Source organism: Mycobacterium sp. KBS0706, from assembly GCF_005938675.2.
Lineage (GTDB): Bacteria > Pseudomonadota > Alphaproteobacteria > DSM-16000 > Inquilinaceae > Inquilinus.
Genome location: NZ_VCCH02000127.1, coordinates 1 through 17,152, shown reverse-complemented (window position 1 = coordinate 17,152; position 17,152 = coordinate 1). Strand labels below are relative to the sequence as shown.

The following is a 17,152-nucleotide window of genomic DNA, read 5'->3' as shown; positions in this document are numbered from 1 at the left end:
TCTGCGCGCGTCCGCGCGCCTATGGCGTGGTGCGTTGCCTCGCTGCGTGAGCCTTCAAAGCGTACTGATTTGATGGGGTTTGCTGGAGCGTACGCTTTAAATCAGTACAGGGTCAGGACCAGCCATGCCGCGCGCCTCCATTGACGACAACAAGCGATTGAATCTGCGCGTCACCCCGAAGGTGAAGGCGACGCTTTCGCGGGCGGCGGCGCTACGGAACACCGATCTGACCAGTTTCGTCACGCAGTCGGCGCTTCGAGAGGCCGAAGCCGTGATCGAGGACGCCGACCGGATCAGACTGTCCGAGCGGGACAGCCTGCTCGTGCTCGACCTGCTGCAAAATCCACGACCGCTGAACGACAGGATGCGCGCAGCGATCGCCGCCATGCCCAAGCCCGAATGACGCCTCCGGCTTGGCATGAAGAACCCATCAGCAGAAGCCATGACCGCAAGACGTTCGATTGTGGCGACGCCGTGCCGCTCGAAGGCAAGCCATTGACGCTTGTTGCAAGCCTCGCCGACTTTGCGCCGGACTTGAGCGCTGCCGGTCAGATTTAGCACCCGGCAGGTATGACCCCCGTTTGACGACGGCGGCCGGTTGACTCCTTGCCCATCCCCGCCTAAAAGACCGACTGTTGCGGGATCGGCCCGCAGCGAGACCCCATGGGGTGCCGCCAGTCCGCGAGTATCGCGCACTGGCGCTTTTCCGTTTGGGGTCACGGAATTCGAAGGGCGATCATGTTCGAAGGTCTGAGCGGCCGTCTCGGCGACATCTTCGACCGGCTTCGCAAGCGCGGCGCGCTGACGGAGGCCGACGTCGGCGCCGCCCTGCGCGAGGTGCGCGTGGCGCTGCTCGAGGCCGACGTCGCCCTGCCGGTGGTCAAGGACTTCGTCGACAAGGCCCGCGAGCGGGCGGTCGGGGCGGAGGTGCTGCGCTCGGTCACCCCCGGCCAGCAGGTCATCAAGATCGTCCATGACTGCCTGATCGAGATGCTGGGCGGTACGCCCGGCGAGGCGCCGGACCTCAACGCCGCCACCCCGATCAATCTGATCGCCGTGCCGCCGGTGCCGGTGCTGATGGTCGGCCTGCAGGGCTCGGGCAAGACCACCACCACCGGCAAGCTGGCCCTGCGCCTGAAGGACCGCGACAACCGCAAGGTCCTGATGGCATCGCTCGACACGCGGCGCCCGGCGGCGCAGGAGCAGCTGAAGATCCTGGGCGAGCAGATCGGCGTCACCACCCTGCCGATCGTGCCGGGGCAGGAGCCGCTGGCCATCGCCCGCCGCGCCATGGAGCGCGGCCGGCTCGAGGGCTTCGACGTCGTCCTGCTCGACACCGCCGGCCGCCTCGCCATCGACGAGGAACTGATGGCCGAGGTGGTGGCGATCCGCGACGCCACCAAGCCGACCGAGACCCTGCTGGTGGCCGACGCCATGACCGGCCAGGACGCGGTCAATGTCGCCCGCACCTTCCATGAGCGGGTCGGTGTCACCGGCATCGTCCTGACCCGGGTCGACGGCGACAGCCGCGGCGGCGCGGCCCTGTCGATGCGCGCCGTCACCGGCCAGCCGATCAAGCTGATCGGCGTGGGCGAGAAGATGGACGCGCTGGAGCTGTTCCATCCCGACCGCATCGCCAACCGCATCCTCGGCATGGGCGACGTCGTCAGCCTGGTCGAAAAGGCGGCGGCGACGATCGAGAAGGAGGATGCCGAGAAGCTCGCGGCCAAGATCCAGAAGGGCGAGTTCGACCTGGAGGACCTGGCGTCCCAGCTGCGCCAGATGCGCAAGATGGGCGGCTTGCAGGGGCTGATGGGCATGCTGCCCGGCGTCGGCAAGATCAAGGACCAGATGAAGACCGCCGGCATGGACGACAAGATGATCAAGCGGCAGGAGGCGATCATCTCCTCGATGACGCCGGTCGAGCGCCGCAACCCGAAGATCATCCACGCCAAGCGCAAGATCCGCATCGCCGCCGGGTCCGGCAGCACGGTGCAGGACGTGAACAAGCTGCTGAAACAGCATCAGCAGATGGCCGACATGATGAAGCGGATGAAGAAGCTGGGGAAGGCCGGGATGATGCGCGGCATGCCCAAGCTGCCGCCCGGCATGCTGCCACCGGGCTTCAAGATGTAACGGGCGGTTCCGGCCGTCCTTTGTGAGTTTTACTGAGTTAGACCTGAGGAGAGTACCGTAATGTCCGTCAAGATCCGCCTGACCCGTGGCGGCGCCAAGAAGCGCCCGTTCTACTCGATCGTGATCGCCGACACGCGCAGCCCGCGCGACGGCCGCTTCGTCGAGAAGGTCGGCACCTACAACCCGATGCTGGCGAAGGATCATCCGGAGCGCCTGGTGCTGAAGGCCGACCGGATCAAGCATTGGCTGTCGGTCGGCGCCCAGCCGACCGAGCGCGTCGCCAAGTTCCTCGGCCAGGCCGAGCTGGCGCCGATGCCGAAGTACCGCGAGACCCCGTCGAAGTCGGCCCCGAAGGCGAAGGCCCAGGAGCGTGCCAAGGCTGCGGCCGAAGCCGCCGCCAAGGCCGCCGAGGCCCCGGCCGAGGCCTGATCCGACTGGGCGCCCTTGCCCCGGACGGGGTGAAGGGCGTCCGTCGGACCATATCCGATGGCTGCATCCTCCAAGGTCTGCGTCGGCCAGATCACCGGGGCGCACGGCGTCCGCGGCCTGGTGAAGGTCAAGCCTTTCACCGCCGCCCCGGAGGACCTGACCGCCTATGGCCCGGTCTCGGACGAGGCCGGGGCGCGGCGTCTCGCGCTGCATCTGCTGTCCTGGGCCAAGGACCAGTGGATCGCGCGGGTCGACGGCGTCGCCGACCGCGACGCGGCCGACGCCCTGCGCGGCCTGCGCCTCTATGTCGACCGAACCGCGCTGCCGGAGGCCGAGGAGGACGAGTTCTACCACGCCGACCTGATCGGCCTGTCGGCGGTGCTGGCGGACGGGTCGAGCTTCGGCACGGTCCGCGCCGTGTTCGATTTCGGCGCCGGCGAGTTCTTGGAGATCGACCGGGCCCGGGGCAGCGCCGTCATGGTGCCCTTCACCCGGGCCGCGGTGCCGGTGGTCGACATTGCCGGCCGCCGCATCGTGATCGACCCGCCGGCCGGCTTGCTGGAACCGGCGGAGCGGCCGCCGGAAGAGGGCGACGCCGAGGACGGCGAGGGCTGAGATGCCTTGGACCGCCCGCATCCTGACGCTGTTTCCGGAGATGTTTCCGGGCCCGCTCGGCCAGTCCCTGGCCGGCCGGGCGCTGGCCCGCGGCGACTGGATGCTGGAATCGGTGGACATTCGCGGTTTTGCGCGCGATAAGCACCGCTCGGTCGACGACGCCCCCTTCGGGGGCGGCGCCGGCATGGTCATGCTTCCCCAGGTTCTGGACGACGCCGTGCAGGCGGTCCGCCGCCCGGGGGAGCGGCTGATCTATCTGAGTCCTCGCGGCCGGCTGCTCGATCAGGCGCTGGTGCGGGAGCTGGCGGCGGAACAGGCGGTCGTCCTGCTCTGCGGCCGGTATGAAGGGGTCGACCAGCGGCTTCTCGACGCCCAGGGGGCGGAGGAGGTCAGCCTGGGCGATTTCATCCTGTCCGGCGGCGAGATCGCCGCGCTGGCCCTGATCGATGCCGTGGTGCGCCTGCTCCCCGGCGTCATGGGCAACGCGGAGAGCGCCGGGGAGGAGAGTTTCGGGGCCGAGTTCGGGGCGGGTCTCCTGGAGTACCCGCACTATACCCGGCCGGCCCTGTGGACGGGCGCCGACGGCGCACCCCGCGCGGTGCCGGAGATCCTGGTCTCCGGCGATCACGCGAAGGTGCGGCGCTGGCGCCTGGAACAGGCGGAAAGCATCACCCGGGAGCGACGCCCGGACCTCTGGCAGCGATACCTCGCCGTGAACCCCGAAAGGGCCGAAGGCGGCGGGAGCCACGTCCGAAAGCGCCTGGGCCGAGACCGAAGAGTGACCAAGGAACAAGAAGGACGAGAGCCATGAACATCATTCAGACGATCGAGCAGGAACAGGTCGACAGGCTGACCGCCGACCGCAAGATCCCGGATTTCCAGCCCGGCGACACCGTCAAGGTGAACGTCAAGGTCATCGAAGGCACGCGCGAGCGCGTGCAGGCCTATGAGGGCGTCTGCATCGGCCGCAAGAATGCCGGCCTGAACAGCCACTTCACCGTCCGCAAGATCAGCTATGGCGAGGGCGTCGAGCGCGTCTTCCCGCTGTACAGCCCGCGCATCGACTCGATCGAGGTCGTCCGCCGCGGCGCCGTCCGCCGCGCCAAGCTGTATTACCTGCGCGACCGTCGCGGCAAGGCCGCGCGCATTACCGAGCGCCGGGACAACAAGCCCCAGGACAGCAAGGCTCAGGACAAGAAGGCCCAGGCCTGACCGTCCGTCCGGATCGGAATTGCTGAAGGGCCGGCGCACTGCGCCGGCCCTTTTCATGTGTGCCGTCAGCCGGCCGGGCGCGGCTCCGCCGCCGGGACGATGCCTTCGGCCAGCAGCCCGTGCAGCTGCTCGAGATAGCCGTCGCGGGACCGCGCGGTCGGGTCCGACGTCATGACCACGGTCAGGCAGAGATCGGGCACGACATAGACCATCTGCCCGCCGAAGCCCCAGGCGTAGTAGACCGGATGGCCCTGCGCCGCGGTGATGAACCAGCCATAGCCATAGGCATGGCCGGTGAAGGGCGACCGGGTGCGTGGCGTCCAGGACGCCTCGACCCAGCCCTCGGGCAGCACCCGCCGGCCGTCGATCACCCCGTCCTGGCGGTACAGCTCGCCGAAGCGCAACAGGGCGCGGGGCGACAGCACCATGTCGTTGCCGCCGACATAGATGCCCTGCGGGTCGCGTGGCCACTCCGGGATGGCGATGTCCAGCGGCCGGCCCAGCCAGTCGCGCATCAGCGCCAGCGTGCTGCGGCCGGTCGCCCGGGTCAGGGCCGCCGACAGCAGATGGCTGTCGCCGGTCGAATACAGCATCCGCCCGCCGGGCCGGTCGATGAAGGGCCGGGACAGGATGTAGCGCACCCAGTCCGGGCTGCTGGTCCAGCGCCCGTAATTCGGGCCGGAGGTGCGGTCGAGCCCGGCCCTCATCGACAGCAGGTGGTCGATGGTGACCTGGACCAGCAGCGGGTCCGGGTTCGGCGGCAGCTCGTCGGACAGGATCGCGGCGACCGGCTGGTCGAGCCCGGTGAAGACCCGGCGCTCGAGGGCGATGCCGACCAGCGCCGACAGGACCGATTTCGACGCCGACTTGATGTTGACCGGCCGGTCCAGCCCCGGGCCGCGGAAGGCGCGCTCCGCCACCGTCACCCCGTCGCAGGCGATGATCGGCGCCCGCAGCCGCGGCAGTGCCGCCGCCCGCTGCAGCACGGCCTCCAGCCGGGCCGGATCGAGCTGCCGCTCCGGCGCTGTCGCAACCAGGGGCCTGGGGAAAGTCTGGGCGAACACAGGCGCCGCCGCCAGCACCAGGCCGGACGCGATCAAGGGCAGCAGCCGGGTCCGGAGCCGTCGCATCCCGCGAATGTGGGCCTGGCGCAGCGGAGCGCAAGGGCCCCGTCCGCAAGCCTTCTCCGTAAGTCGCGTTTCCACCGCCGGCCTCCCGGACTAGGCTCGGTGGACTCGCAGCAACGGAGGCCGGTGATGCCGTGGCGCTGGCTGATCCCGATCCTTCTGATCGCCGGACCCGCCGTGGCGCAGACGCCGGTGCTGACGGCGGTGTTCCCGTTCGAGCTGGCCGACACCAGTGGCGAGGTCGCCTCGCCCGGCCATGACGCGCGGATCGCGCTGGCCACCGCAGAGTTGGTCCGCAAGCTGGAGCAATCCGGCCGCTACCGCTCGGTCGACCTGACTCCACTGGCGGCAAAGGTCGCAGCGACGGCGCCGCGCTACAGCTGCGGCGGCTGCTGGCTGGACGTCGCGCGGGAGAGCGGGGCGGAGCTGGCGGTGCTGGCCTCCGTCCACAAGGTCTCGACCCTGATCTCGACCATGGACATCCGGGTCGCCGACCTGCGCAGCGGCCAGTATGTCGCCCATGTCCAGGGCCAGATCCGCGGCGACACCGACGCGGCCTGGCTGCGCGGCGTCGACTTCCTGGTCGACGAGCGGCTGCTGCGGCAGGCGCCATGAAAAAAAGGGCCGGCGCTGGGCCGGCCCTCGCACATCCGATCGACGCTGCGGCTTACTTCACCGGCTCGACATTCGTGCCGACGCGCTTGAACAGGGCGTAGCCGGACTTGGTGCGGTCGCCCTTCGCGTCATAGGCGATGTCGCCGATCACGGTCTTGTAGCTGCTGCCGTCATGCAGCGCCGCGGCGACCTTGGCCGGATCGTTCGAGCCGGCCTTCTTCGCCGCCTCGGCCCAGGCCTGCACCGCGGCATAGGCGTAGAGGGTGTAGCCGGCCGGGTCGATGCCCTTCGCCTTCAGCGCCGCGACCACGTCCTTCGCCGCCGGGTTGGTCTCGGGCGGGTTGTCGATGGTCAGCAGCACGCCCTCGCCGGCCGGGCCGACGATCGACCAGAAATCCTGGGCATACAGGCCGTCGCCGGAGATGAACTGCGCCTTCAGGCCCTGGTCGCGCATCTGCCGCAGCAGCAGGCCGGCCTCGTTGTACAGGCCGCCATAATAGACGACGTCGATGTTCTGCGACTTCAGCTTCGAGATCGTGGCCGAGTAGTCGAGCTCGCCCGGCGTGATCGTCTCATACGCCGTCTCCTTCACCCCGGCGGCGTTGACCACCGCCTTGGTGGCGTCGGCCAGGCCCTTGCCGTAGGTGGTCGAGTCCTGGACGAAGGCGATCTTCTTGTCCTTGAACTTGTCGGCGATGTAGGCGCCGGCGACCTTGCCCTGCTGGTCGTCGCGGACGACCGTGCGGAACACGGTCTTGTAGCCCTTCTCGGTCAGGTCCACCGCGGTGGCCGAGGGCGTGATCATGATCACGCCTTCCTCGTCATAGATCGGCGCGGCGGCGACCGTGGCGCCCGACAGGGTGTGGCCGACGACCGCGACGACCTTCTTGTTGACCAGGTCGTTGGCGACCTGCACGGCCTGGCGCGGGTCGCCGGCATCGTCGCCGAACTCGACCACGATCTTCTCGCCATTGACCCCGCCGGCGGCGTTGATCACCTCGACCGCCGCCTCGACGCCGCGCCGCTCCTGCAGCCCATAGGGCGCATTGCCGCCGCTCAGCACGAAAGCGGCCCCGATGGTGACGTCGGCCCAGGCGGCCGATCCGGCGAAGACGGTGGCCAGGGCCAGGGCCGAGGCCATCGTCCCGCTGCGGAATCTGCTCATGCGAATCTCCCCTCTTCACTCCGGCGGGCCGGATGCCCGCACTTTGGGCAAGAGGGTAAAGCGATTGCAGGCCCGGCGTGAATTCGTTTGTTGCGGGACCCGGCGTTTCGGCCCGTCCCGGTTTCGTTTCGATCGGCCGGCCGGGGCATTCCGTCAGGAAAATATCCCGGCCGGCGCGATCGCCCGGATTTGTCTCGAATCAGACCGTCTCGGTCACCTTGCTCAGGTTGCGCGGCGCGTCGGGCGACAGGCCGCGGGCTTCCGACAGGGCGGCGACGAAGGGGTAGAAGGCGCCGATCGCCAGGATCGGGTCCAGCGCCGGGTGCAGTGGCGGCGGCAGCGGCAGGGTGGCGCCCTCCACGCCCGGCGCGCCGGCCAGCAGGACATTGGCGCCCAGGCCGCGGAACTCCGCCGCCATCTTCAGCACGCTGTCGCGCCCGCCGTCGTTCGGGGCGTAGGCCAGCACCGGATAGCCGGCTTCGACCAGCGCCTTGGGGCCGTGCATGATCTCGGCCGCACTCATCGCCTCGGCCTGCAGGATGCAGGTCTCCTTGAACTTCAGCGCGCTCTCCTGGGCGACGCCCAAGTTCAGGCCGCGGCCGGCGACCATCATCCGGTCGGCCTTCACCAGCGCGTCGATCGCCGGCGACCAGTCGCAACGCACGGCCGCCTCCAGCGCCTCGGGCAGGCGCTGCAGCGCAGCCTTCAGCTCCGCATCCTCGGCCCATTCGGCGACCAGCCGGGCGGGGACCACCAGGCTGGCGATGTAGGATTTGGTCGCGGCCACCGCGCGCTCGCGCCCGGCATGCTGATCCAGCACGACCTCGGCCGCCTGGGCGGCCGGGCTGTCGGTCGAGTTCAGCACGGCGACGGTCAGTGCTCCGCGCTCGCGGGCCCGGCGCACCGGCGTCACCAGGTCTGGGCTGCGGCCGGACTGCGACACGGCGATGGCCAGGCTGCCCTTCAGGTCCAGGTCGGAATGGCCCAGCGTCTCCAGCGACGGCGGCAGCGAGGCGGTGACGACGCCGAGCCGGCTGCCCAGCAGATAGGCGGCGTAGGTCGCGGCATGGTCGGAGCTGCCGCGGGCGATGGTCACGGCGAAGCGCGGCCGGTCGGCGCGCAGCCGGGCGGCCAGGTCGCGGGTGATCTCCGCGCCGGCGGCCAGCAGGTCGGCGATGCGGGCCGGGGCCTCGCGCGCCTCCTCAAGCATGATCGAGGTCAATCGACTCTCCTTCGACATGGACGCTCGTGACCTTCAGGTCGGCGTCGAGAACGACGATGTCCGCCCAGGCGCCGGGCGCCAGGCGGCCGCGATCGGCCAGGCCGAGATAATCGGCGGCCAGGGTCGAGGTACGGCGCGACGCCTCCTCCGGCGCCAGGCCGATGGCGATGAAGTTGGCGAAGGCGCGGTCCATGGTCAGGCAGCTGCCGGCCAGGGTGCCGTCGTCCAGCCGCACGCCGTTGCCGCATTTTCGCACCGTGTGCCGGCCCAGCCGGTAGTCGCCGTCGGGCATGCCGGAGGCGGCGGTGGCGTCGGTGACGGCGTAGAGCGACGGGATCGCCCGCAGCGCCGCGCGGATGGCGCCGGGATGGACATGCAGCAGGTCAGGGATCAGCTCGGCATGCTCGGCATGGGCCAAGGCGGCGCCGACGATGCCGGGGGCGCGGTGATGCAGCGCCGTCATGGCGTTGAACATGTGGGTGACGCCGTCGACCCCGCGCGAGAAGGCTTCGGCCGCCGTCTCGTAGTCGCAGGAGGAATGGCCCAGCTGTACCCGGATGTCACGGGCGGCGAGGAAGGCCTGCAGGCTGCCGTCGGGGTCGGCCTCGGGCGCCCAGGTGACGACCCGGATATCGGCGCGGTCGCAGAAATCCGCCATGCGCGCGAGGTCGGCCGGGATGGCATAGGGCGGCTGGGCGCCCAGCCGGTCCGGACTGATGAACGGGCCTTCCAGATGCACGCCCAGCACCCGTGCCTCGCCCGGCCGCCGTCCGGCGACGACCCGGCCGGCGCCGTCCAGCGCCGTCTCGATCTCCTCGACCGGCGAGGTCATGGTGGTGGCCAGCAGCGACGTCGTCCCGTGCCTTGCATGGGTGCGGGCCAGGGTGCGGATCGAGGCCTCGCCCTCCATCGCATCGGCGCCGCCGCCGCCATGGCAGTGCAGGTCGATGAAGCCGGGAAGGATCACCGGGCCCCCTGCCTCCATGGCCAGCCCGTCGACCGGCTCGATGCCGCGGATATGCGTGTCGAAGGCGATGCGGCCAGCGACCCAGCCGCCGGGCGTCAGGATGCGGCCTTCGAGACTCTTGGTCATGCGTCGCTCCAGGCTTCGCCGGGGGCCAGGGACCGGGCCAGCAGCACGGCGCCGTCGCGGGCGTCGCCCAGCGGCGGGCGCAGCCGGGCCGTGATGGTCGGGTCCATATAGGGGCGCAGCGGCGCCGCCAGGCTGCCGCCGGCGCAGAAGGGCAGGGTGCCGTCGGGGTCGAGGGCGCGGGCCAGCCGGTCGACCTCGCGCCCAGCCGCCTGCATCAGCCGCACCGCCGCGGGGTCGCCTTCCCCTGCCAGCCGGACCACGATCGGCGCCAGCGTGGCGTATTTGGTCGACGGCGCCTGGTAGGTCCAGGACAACAGCTCCGGCGCGGTGGCGCCGCAGGTCTCGAACATCGCGCGGTGCAGGGCCGAGCCGCCGGGCGGGTCGATCGCGCGGCCGTCCAGCAGCTGCAGCGCCTCGCCCAGCGCCTTGAGGCCCAGCCAGGCGCCGCTGCCCTCGTCGCCGACCGGGAAGCCCCAGCCGCCGACCTGGCGGGTGGTGCCGTCGGCGGTGAGGGAGCCGCCGACCGTGCCGGTGCCCAGCGCGATCGCGGCGCCGGGCCGGCCGCCATGGGCGCCCAGCGTCGTGGCATGGGCGTCGGAGCACAGGCGCAGCCGGGCGAAGCCAAGGGCCTTGGTCCGGAACTCGGCGCGCTTGTCCGGCCGGCCGGTGCCGGCCAGGCCGCAGGCCAGCACGGCGTGGCCATAGTCCGCCGCGGCGATGCCGGCGGCATCGAGGGCAATGCGGATCTGGGCCCAGGCGCCGTCGACGCCGAGGGTCAGGCTGGACGGGCCGGCCGTGCCCTCGCCGAGCACGCGCCCGTCCGGATCGACGGCGCGGAGCCTGGTGCCGGTCGCGCCGCCATCGACGCCGATATGGATGCGGATCGCCATGCCTTGGTCCTGGATGCTTTTCGGCGCGGGACGCTAGCAAGCCCCGGCGGCAGCGTCATCGTGTCAGATGGTCTATACCACTCGCGCGGCGGCCGGGCCACAGCGAATGGCGGTTCCCCCGCGGCCGATTTCGAGATTATTGTTCCAAGTCTTGGAACGTTTGGAACGAACAGGCATGGCAGGGACGGAAGCGGCAACGGTCGACCCGGCGCCCGACAGCTTCGAGGCGCTGCGCGGCGCCATCGCCGCCCGCTACCCGGCGCTGAGCAAGCGGCTGAAGACCATCGCCGAATTCGCCCTGGCCCATCCCGACGTGATCGCGCTGGAGACGGTGGCGGTGATCGCCGCCAAGGCCGAGGTCCAGCCCTCGGCGCTGGTCCGCTTCGCCCAGGCGCTGGGCTTCGACGGCTTCTCCGAGATGCAGCGCCTGTTCCGGGCCCAGCTGGTCGAGCGGATGCCGAGCTACGAGGCGCGGATCCGCACGCTCGACGCCCGCTTCGGCGGGGCCGAGACGTCGTCCGGCCCGCTCAACGCCTTCATCGACATCTCGGTCGGCGCGCTGGAGCGGCTGCGCGGCGATGTCGACCCGGCGGTGTTCGCCCGGGCGGTCGACATCCTGGCGCGGGCCGACTGCATCCATCTGGCGGCGCAGCGCCGGTCCTTCCCGATCGCGGTCTACCTCTCTTACCTGCTGGCCCAGCTCGACCGGCCGGTGCATCTGCTCGACAATTTCGGCGGCATGCTGGCCGAGCAGTCGCGGGCGATCCGCCCCGGCGACGCGTTGTTCGTCGTCACCTTCCGCAGCTACGCCCCCGACGTGCAGGAGGTGGCGCGCCGGGCCCGCGCCGCCGGGGTGCCGATCGTCGCCATCACCGACAGTGACCTCAGCCCGGTCTACCCGATCGCCGATGCCTGCTTCGTGGTGCATGAGGGCGAGATCGACGCCTTCCGCTCGCTTTCGGCCACGCCCTGCCTCGCCCTGACCCTCGCCGTGGCGCTCGGCCGCCGGCACGAGGCGCAGGACGGCTGATAAACAAGGCAGTTTCCTCCGTCCTTCGGGTAGCTCTGTCCGCCTTGTAGCCGCCTTGATCGATATTCCTATCCTGGCGGATCCTCGATCGAGCAGTCGGGTATGTCGACGAACGCGGCTGCGGCGCGGTGCGGTGTCGCCTGCCGAAAAAATGTCGACGCCTTGCCGATCGTCCGCGCGAGCGGCATCAGGCTGCGATGGAGGGGCGCGTGCGGACACTGCACCAGGCGATGGAGTCGCGGCGGAATAACTTCCATCTGTGCCGCATGATTGGCGCGCTGTTCATCATCTTCGCACATTCGATCGAAATCAGCGGCATGGAGCCCTATTATCACCAGCATGATCCGGACTTCGTGTCCGCGCTGATCCTGATGGGCAAGAACGCGCTGCGGCTGTTCTTCACCTTCAGCGGCATCATGGTGGCGATGAGTCTGGACAAGCGCGCCTCGCTCTGCGCTTACGCCGCAGCCCGGGTAACGCGGATCGTCCCGCCGCTGCTGCTGTACTCCGCCGTCATGGTCTTCCTGATCGGCCCGCTGATGACCAGCCTGCCGGTCCCCGACTATTTCAGCCGGCTGGACACTTGGCTCTATCTGCCGAAGGCGTCGAGCGGGCTGTTCGTGCCCGGCCTGCCGGGCATGTTCGAGACCGTGCCATGGGCGACCGCTGTCAATCCGTCGCTGTGGACGCTGCTCTACGAGATCATCTGCTACGTCGTTCTGGTGCTGCTGTCGATGACCGGATGTCTGTCGCCCAGGCGGCTGCCGCTGACGCTGGCCATCATCGCCGGTCTCTATTTCGGCGTCACTTTCGGCACCCATCTCCGCTTGATCGTGCCCGTCGACGCGATGGCCGGTTTCGGCATCAGCTTCACCATTGGCGTCGCGATCTACCATTGCCGCCGCTGGATCCCGCTGTCGCTCTGGCTGGTGGCGCTGTTCGCCGGGCTGACCCTGCTGGCACGGGGGACGGCATGGGCCGAGCTCCCCTCGATCCTGACCTGCATCTCGGCCGCGCTCTGGCTCGCCCTGGTGCCGAAAGGCTGGATTCTCGGCTACGGCCGGGTCGGCGAGCTGTCCTATGCGACCTATATCTGGCATTGGCCGGTCGGTCAGGTCCTGGTCAGCCTGTGGCCCGGCCTGCTATGGCCGCAACTGTTCCCGCTGATGGTGCTGGTGACGCTGCCGGTGGCCTTCCTCTCCTGGACCCTGGTGGAGTTGCCGGCGCTGCGCCGCGTCTCGTCGGCCGCCGCCGTGATCCGCCGGGCGGCCAAGGCGCTGCGGTTGCCGGTCCCGCTGCGGACGTCGCCTCCGGCGACCATGGCGGCGTCGCCTGGCAGCGCACCCTAGGGAAATCGCGCCGTCAGCAACAGGGTGCCGGCGTCGGTGCAGCCGTGCAGCCGGCCGTCGTCGAGGATGCGGTCCAGTTCCGCCGCCAGGTCGGGGGGCGGGGCGACGGCCTCCAGATGCCGCCAAGCCGTGATCTCCAGCTCGGCCTGTGATCGCGGGCTCAGCTCCAGCCGGCAGGCATAGTCGATCCCGAGCGGGCCGCTCGCGAGCAGCGGGTCAATCAGGTCGCGCGGCCTGGGGCAGGCTGGGCGGCGCAGTTGGGCACCACCACGCGGTCGCTGGCCCGGGCCTTCCAGCGCGAGGCGCGGATGAGCTTCACCGCCTGGCGCCGCCAGATCCGGCTGTGCGCCGCCCTGGTCCGGCTCGCCGAGGGGGGCCCGGTGACCGCGGTGGCGCATGATCTCGGCTTCGGATCGGCCAGCGCCTTCATCCGCGATTTCCGCCAGGCCACCGGCGTGACGCCGCGACGTTATTTCCAGGCCACGGCGCCTGCCATGCGCGAAACGCCCGGGACGGACGCCTTACCTTTCGGTAACGATGGCGGACGCCAACGAACAGCCGGAGGACGCCGCCCGTGATCCCCAACTCCACCGCCGCGCGGGACGTCGCCTACCTGCTGCACCCCTACACCAATCTCAGCGCCCATCGCGAGACCGGGCCGATGGTGGTCAGCCGCGGCAAGGGCATCCACGTCTATGACGAGGAAGGGCGCGAATACATCGAGGGGCTGGCCGGCCTGTGGTGCGCCGGGCTCGGCTTCGACCAGGAGCGGCTGGTCGAGGCGGCGACGCGGCAGATGCGGCAGCTGCCCTTCTATCATGCCTTCGGCGGCAAGGTGCCGGACGTGCTGGTCGACCTGGCCGAGGCGCTGATGGCGATCGCGCCGAAGCCGCTGGAGCGGGCGCTGTTCGTCAATTCCGGCTCCGAGGCCAACGACCTCGCGGTCAAGATCGCCTGGTACGTCAACAACGCGCTGGGCCGGCCGGAGAAGAAGAAGATCATCGCCCGGCGGAAGGGCTATCACGGCGTCACCGTGATGGCGGGCAGCCTGACCGGCCTGGCCTATGCCCAGGACGGCTTCGACCTGCCGGTCGGCCGGGTGGTGCATGTCGACACGCCGCACCACTATCATGGCGCCGAGCCGGGCGAGAGCGAGGAGGACTACGCCACCCGCCTGGCCGCGCAGCTGGAGGCGACGATCCAGGCCGAGGGGCCGGACACGGTGGCCGCCTTCATCGCCGAGCCGGTGATGGGCGCGGGCGGCGTGATCGTGCCGCCGCGCACCTATTTCGAGAAGGTGCAGGCGGTGCTGCGCCGGCACGACATCCTGTTCATCGCCGACGAGGTGATCTGCGGCTTCGCCCGCACCGGCGCTTGGTTCGGCTGCGACAGCTTCGGCATCCGGCCGGACATCATGACCGTGGCCAAGCAGCTTTCGGCCGGCTTCCTGCCGATCGCGGCGACGCTGGTCTCCGGCCCGGTCTACGAGGCGCTGGTGGCGGGCAGCGACAAGCACGGCATGTTCGGCCACGGCAACACCTATGGCGGCCATCCGGTGGCTGCGGCGGTGGCGCTGGAGACGCTGAAGATCTACCGCGAGATGGACATCGTCGGCCGCGTCCGGCGGGTCGGCGCGGCGCTGCAGGAAGGGCTGCGCCGCCATGCCGGCCATCCGCTGGTCGGCGAGGTGCGCGGCCTCGGCCTGATCGCCGGGGCCGAGCTGGTGGCCGACAAGGCCGCCCGGACCAATTTCGACAAGGCCCGCGGCATCGGCGCCGGCCTGGTCCGCCGGGCCCAGGCGCATGGCCTGCTGACCCGCGCCATGCCGGGCGACGTCATCGGCTTCTGCCCGCCGATGATCATCGACGAAGCCGGCGTGGCCGAGATGCTGCAGCGCTTCGAGCTGGCGCTGGACGAGACCTGGTCGGCGCTGCGTGAGGCCGCGTGATGGCGGCCGATGCGTTACCTCCGGTCGAGGCGGTGGTCGACCTCGCCCGCCGCGCCGGCCAAGTGGTGCTCGAAATCTACAACAGCTTCGACGGCGCCAGCCTGCGCAAGGAGGACGGCAGCCCGGTCACCGCCGCGGACCACGCCGCCGAGGCGCTGATCCTGCCCGGCCTGCGCGCCCTGCTGCCGGGCGTGCCGGTGGTGGCGGAGGAGCATTGCGCCGCTCATGGCATCCCGGCGGCGGCCGATCGCTTCTGGCTGGTCGACCCGGTCGACGGCACCAAGGAGTTCCTGCGCCGCAACGGCGAGTTCACCGTCAACATCGCCCTGGTGGTGAGCGGCCTGCCGGTGCTGGGCGTGGTCGAGGCGCCGGCCTTCGACCGCCGTTTCTGGGCGGCCGGCGGCGAGGCGTGGCAGCAGCAGGGTGACGAGACGCCGCGGCGTATCATGGTGCGGCCGCCGCCGGCGGACGGGCTGGTGGTGCTGACCAGCCGGTCGCATCGCGACGATTCCCGGCTGGACGACGCGCTGCGCGACCGTCATGTCGCCGAGCGGCGGATCCTCGGCAGCTCGCTGAAGATCGCGCTGATCGCGGCGGGAGAGGCGGATCTCTATCTCCGCTTCGGCCCGACCATGGAATGGGACACCGCGGCGGCCGACGCCGTGCTGCGCGCCGCCGGCGGCGTCATCGACGACGCGTCGTCCGGCCATCCGCTGGCCTATGCCAAGCCCGGCTTCGCCAATAGCGGCTTCGTCGCGCATGGGGCCGCGGCTGGCTGACGGCGCCTCGCCGATCGCTTCTTCGATCGTCATTCCCGCGAAAGCGGGAATCTTTCTCCGGTCAGTCCGCATCGAGATCCCCACTTTCGCGGGGATGACGAAGAAGTGGAGACTTTTCCAAACCCCAGACGAAGAAAGGGGCGCCCCGAAGGACGCCCCAATCTCCCGATGGGATCTTTAAAGACCGTCTTAGTTCAGGACGATCTCGACGCGGCGGTTCTGCGGCTCGCGCACACCGTCGGCGGTCGGGACCAGCGGATCGGACTCGCCGACGCCGCGGGTGACGATCAGGCTGTCGGCAACGCCGTCCGCGACCAGCTCGCGGCGGACCGACTCGGCGCGACGCACCGACAGGGCCTGGTTGTACCGGTCCGAACCCGAACGGTCGGTGTGGCCGGTGACGTCGATGCGGGTGGTCTTGCCCTGGAGGGCGTCAGCCGCGGCCGAGGCCACGATCTGCTTGGCTTCCGGGGTCAGACGCGAGCTGTCGAAGTCGAAGAACACCAGGTAGCTGCGGGCCTGCACGACTTCCGGCACGTTCTCCACGACCGGGGCCGGGGCGAAGGTGTAGCGCACGCCAAGCAGGATGGTGTGGTTGTTGCTGCTGTCGTACTTCAGCTTGACGCCATTGTCGGTGAAGGTCGGCTCGGTGTTGCCGAGGTAGCGATACTCGAGGTTGAAGGCGATGTTCGGCTCGAAGTTGTACGACACACCGGCGATGCCCTGATAGGCGAACTGGGTGTTGAAGTCGTTGAACTTGTTGCCGTTGGCCTTCAGCTCGGAGTTGAGCATGGCGACGCCGACACCGGCGCCGATGTACGGCACGAAGGGCGAGCCGAAGTCGAAGTCGTAGTAGCCATTGGCCATGATGCCGATGGTGCGGAAGTAACCGTTCTTGGCGAAGGTGTTGTTGTCGATCTTCGCCTCGGTCACATCATTGGTGCGCAGGCTGACTTCAGCGTCCGCACGGAACGAACCCCAGTCGTAACCGAGATAGATGTTGCCGGCCGGGCCAACGTCGTAGCTCGACACGCCGTCGAGGTTCGTGCCCTTGACGCTAAAGTTGTCATCCTGGCGGATGTTCACGCCGGCGCCGGCGCCGACATACAGACCGGTGGCCTGAAACTCCTGCGCCATCGCCGGGGCTGCAACGAGCAGGGCGGCCGCACCGACGGCGTACATCAAGTTCTTCTTCATATCCAATACCTCGCTGATCACGGTTCAACCGAGGTCTCGTCCCCCGCTTCCTTCAAGGGCTGCGACCAGACCGCTCCCTTTGGATGTACGATGGTCGGGCTTAGACCGCAATTGAAATGGACCTTGCTGTTGCGAATTTCGCGCAGTGTTGCAGCGATGCACCACCGACCCGCACGGCCATTCCCGACCGGGGTTAACCGATTGTTTGGATTTTGGAAACCGAAAAGCATCGCAGTCGGAGAGGGCGGCGCGAATGCAACAAGGCAGTAACATTCCCGGTATCGGGCGGCATTCTACAGAAATCAGAAATTTATGAACAAATCCAAGCAACTGGGCCGAAAATTT

Annotated in this window: 18 protein-coding genes and 1 pseudogene; 12 read left to right on the top strand and 7 right to left on the bottom strand. The window is 69.6% G+C overall.

The features are described 5' to 3' along the window. Positions 1–124: 124 nt before the first annotated feature. The 6 genes and pseudogenes from FFK22_RS37235 to rplS all read left to right on the top strand — a co-directional run bounded on the left by FFK22_RS37235 (position 125) and on the right by rplS (position 4,392). Complete coding sequence (locus tag FFK22_RS37235; RefSeq protein WP_138892927.1) at positions 125–403, top strand: DUF1778 domain-containing protein; 279 nt, start codon at positions 125–127, stop codon at positions 401–403. A 335-nt stretch (positions 404–738) separates the two neighbouring features. After that, positions 739–2,136, top strand: a complete 1,398-nt coding sequence (ffh, locus tag FFK22_RS37230; RefSeq protein WP_138892926.1) for a signal recognition particle protein — start codon at positions 739–741, stop codon at positions 2,134–2,136. Between the two features lie 60 nt (positions 2,137–2,196). Continuing rightward, positions 2,197–2,436, top strand: a pseudogene (gene rpsP / locus FFK22_RS37225) (30S ribosomal protein S16); the annotation flags it as partial. 186 nt (positions 2,437–2,622) lie between these two features. Further along, a complete protein-coding gene (rimM, locus tag FFK22_RS37220) occupies positions 2,623–3,180 on the top strand; it encodes a ribosome maturation factor RimM (RefSeq protein WP_138892925.1) in 558 nt (185 codons plus the stop codon). Position 3,181: 1 nt separating this feature from the next. Further along, entirely contained in the window at positions 3,182–3,991 is an 810-nt protein-coding gene (gene trmD / locus FFK22_RS37215; RefSeq protein WP_138892924.1) for a tRNA (guanosine(37)-N1)-methyltransferase TrmD, read from the top strand. Then, on the top strand, positions 3,988–4,392 hold the full coding sequence (gene rplS, locus FFK22_RS37210; protein WP_138892923.1) for a 50S ribosomal protein L19: 405 nt from the start codon (positions 3,988–3,990) through the stop codon (positions 4,390–4,392). Before trmD ends, rplS begins: the two co-directional genes overlap by 4 nt. Before the next feature lie 65 nt (positions 4,393–4,457). On the opposite strand, the gene FFK22_RS37205 is transcribed toward rplS, so the two are convergent. Next, positions 4,458–5,522 carry a serine hydrolase gene (locus tag FFK22_RS37205; protein ID WP_138892922.1) on the bottom strand — a complete coding sequence of 355 codons (1,065 nt, stop codon included), beginning with the start codon at positions 5,520–5,522 and terminating at the stop codon, positions 4,458–4,460. A gap of 126 nt (positions 5,523–5,648) precedes the next feature. Between FFK22_RS37205 and FFK22_RS37200 the strand changes: the two genes are divergently transcribed. Further along, the gene (locus FFK22_RS37200; protein ID WP_138892921.1) at positions 5,649–6,134 is read left to right on the top strand and encodes a DUF3280 domain-containing protein; all 486 of its coding nucleotides are present in this window, start codon (positions 5,649–5,651) and stop codon (positions 6,132–6,134) included. Positions 6,135–6,186: 52 nt separating this feature from the next. On the opposite strand, the gene FFK22_RS37195 is transcribed toward FFK22_RS37200, so the two are convergent. The 4 genes from FFK22_RS37195 to FFK22_RS37180 form a co-directional block, all read right to left on the bottom strand. Continuing rightward, entirely contained in the window at positions 6,187–7,299 is a 1,113-nt protein-coding gene (locus FFK22_RS37195) for a branched-chain amino acid ABC transporter substrate-binding protein (protein ID WP_138892920.1), read from the bottom strand. 199 nt (positions 7,300–7,498) lie between these two features. Continuing rightward, on the bottom strand, positions 7,499–8,521 hold the full coding sequence (locus tag FFK22_RS37190; RefSeq protein WP_221939145.1) for an SIS domain-containing protein: 1,023 nt from the start codon (positions 8,519–8,521) through the stop codon (positions 7,499–7,501). Next, positions 8,502–9,614, bottom strand: coding sequence for an N-acetylglucosamine-6-phosphate deacetylase (gene nagA, locus FFK22_RS37185; protein WP_138892919.1), 1,113 nt, complete (start codon positions 9,612–9,614; stop codon positions 8,502–8,504). The genes FFK22_RS37190 and nagA overlap by 20 nt, the downstream gene beginning before the upstream one ends. Next, positions 9,611–10,504, bottom strand: coding sequence for a BadF/BadG/BcrA/BcrD ATPase family protein (locus tag FFK22_RS37180; RefSeq protein WP_138892918.1), 894 nt, complete (start codon positions 10,502–10,504; stop codon positions 9,611–9,613). Before FFK22_RS37180 ends, nagA begins: the two co-directional genes overlap by 4 nt. A 175-nt stretch (positions 10,505–10,679) precedes the next feature. On the opposite strand from FFK22_RS37180, the gene FFK22_RS37175 reads away from it, so the two are divergent. Next, on the top strand, positions 10,680–11,534 hold the full coding sequence (locus FFK22_RS37175; protein WP_138892917.1) for a MurR/RpiR family transcriptional regulator: 855 nt from the start codon (positions 10,680–10,682) through the stop codon (positions 11,532–11,534). A 209-nt stretch (positions 11,535–11,743) separates the two neighbouring features. Next, positions 11,744–12,883, top strand: a complete 1,140-nt coding sequence (locus FFK22_RS37170) for an acyltransferase (protein WP_186002873.1) — start codon at positions 11,744–11,746, stop codon at positions 12,881–12,883. On the opposite strand, the gene FFK22_RS44600 is transcribed toward FFK22_RS37170, so the two are convergent. Beyond that, entirely contained in the window at positions 12,880–13,281 is a 402-nt protein-coding gene (locus FFK22_RS44600) for a hypothetical protein (RefSeq protein WP_306770234.1), read from the bottom strand. The two genes, FFK22_RS37170 and FFK22_RS44600, sit on opposite strands and share 4 nt — an antisense overlap. Between FFK22_RS44600 and FFK22_RS37165 the strand changes: the two genes are divergently transcribed. Genes FFK22_RS37165 through cysQ form a run of 3 tightly spaced genes read left to right on the top strand, consistent with a single transcriptional unit; the run spans position 13,162 to position 15,610 of the window. Then, positions 13,162–13,461, top strand: coding sequence for a helix-turn-helix transcriptional regulator (locus tag FFK22_RS37165; RefSeq protein WP_306770233.1), 300 nt, complete (start codon positions 13,162–13,164; stop codon positions 13,459–13,461). The genes FFK22_RS44600 and FFK22_RS37165 overlap by 120 nt on opposite strands. Beyond that, positions 13,458–14,831 (top strand): aminotransferase, encoded by a 1,374-nt coding sequence (locus FFK22_RS37160; protein ID WP_138892914.1) that lies wholly within the window; start codon positions 13,458–13,460, stop codon positions 14,829–14,831. The genes FFK22_RS37165 and FFK22_RS37160 overlap by 4 nt, the downstream gene beginning before the upstream one ends. Further along, complete coding sequence (gene cysQ, locus FFK22_RS37155) at positions 14,831–15,610, top strand: 3'(2'),5'-bisphosphate nucleotidase CysQ (RefSeq protein WP_138892913.1); 780 nt, start codon at positions 14,831–14,833, stop codon at positions 15,608–15,610. Before FFK22_RS37160 ends, cysQ begins: the two co-directional genes overlap by 1 nt. Before the next feature lie 189 nt (positions 15,611–15,799). Here cysQ and FFK22_RS37150 read toward each other — a convergent pair whose 3' ends face one another. Then, on the bottom strand, positions 15,800–16,828 hold the full coding sequence (locus FFK22_RS37150) for an OmpA family protein (protein ID WP_138892912.1): 1,029 nt from the start codon (positions 16,826–16,828) through the stop codon (positions 15,800–15,802). Positions 16,829–17,152 lie beyond the last annotated feature (324 nt).